Annotated in this window: 1 protein-coding gene and 1 pseudogene; both read left to right on the forward strand. The window is 69.4% G+C overall.

What is annotated here, in order from left to right:
- Positions 1-468, forward strand: a 468-nt coding sequence (locus tag GPA_RS19870) for a response regulator transcription factor (protein ID WP_041238745.1), incomplete at its 5' end; no start/stop codon positions are given.
- 38 nt (positions 469-506) lie between these two features.
- A pseudogene (locus tag GPA_RS18655) lies at positions 507-1,042 on the forward strand (sensor histidine kinase); the annotation flags it as partial.

The raw sequence follows: 1,042 nt of genomic DNA on the forward strand, positions 1-1,042 counted from the left end.
GCCCGCGTGCCCGCGGTGTTCCTCACGGCGAAGGACGAGCCCTTCGACCGCGTGAGCGGCCTGGCCCTGGGCGCCGACGACTACCTCGCCAAGCCGTTCCTCCCCCAGGAGCTCGTGCTGCGCATCGCCGCGGTGCTGCGGCGCTGCTACGCCGAGGAGAGCCCGACGCTCGAGCTGGACGCCTGCCGCGTGAACTTCGCCACGGCCGAGGTGGAGCGCGCCGATGGAGAGACGGTGCTGCTCACCGCCAAGGAGCACGAGATATTGAGCGTGCTCGCGCGCAACGCCGGGCGCATCGTCACCATCGACGCCTTGTGCGAGGCGTGCTGGGGCACGTCGTTCGGCTACGAGAACTCGCTCATGGCGCACATCCGCCGCCTGCGCGAGAAGATCGAGGCCAACCCGTCGAAGCCCGCCTCGCTCGTCACGGCGCGGGGGCTCGGCTACAAGCTCGTGAAGCGGGGATGAACATGGCCGGCACGGCGCGTCGGAGGCGCGGGAAGCGCATGCCCAGCCTCGCGCGGTTCTTCACGAAGCAGCTTTTGCTGTTCACCGCGCTCGCCTTCCTCATCGTGGTGGCGGACTTCTTCCTGTACACGGTCATCGCCTTCCACGAGTCGAACGAGAACTTCGACGACGGCACGCCCGCCCTGGTAATACGCGCCGTGGACGGCGCGCTCGCGCTCGGCGAGGAAGGCTGGACGCTCGGCGAGGCGGGGGCCGCGGAGCTCGATGCCCACGGCGCTTGGGCCGTCCTCGTGGACGGCGAGGGGGCGGTGGCCTGGTCGCACGGCGCGCCCGACGACGTGCCGGCGTCGTTCACGCCCAACGAGCTGGCCATGGCCGCGCACTACGCCAACATCGCCGACTACCCGGCGTTCTTCTGGAACCGCGACGACGGATTGCTCGCGGTGGGCTTCCCGAAGGGCACGTACTGGCACATGGGCCTCACGTTCCCCGCATCCACCGTGCGCATGGTTCCGTTCTACCTGCTGCTCGTGTTCGCCGTGGACCTGGGAATACTCTTCACGGTGTACGCGGT

Origin of the sequence: Gordonibacter pamelaeae 7-10-1-b (genome assembly GCF_000210055.1) — a bacterium.
GTDB classification, from domain to species: domain Bacteria; phylum Actinomycetota; class Coriobacteriia; order Coriobacteriales; family Eggerthellaceae; genus Gordonibacter; species Gordonibacter pamelaeae.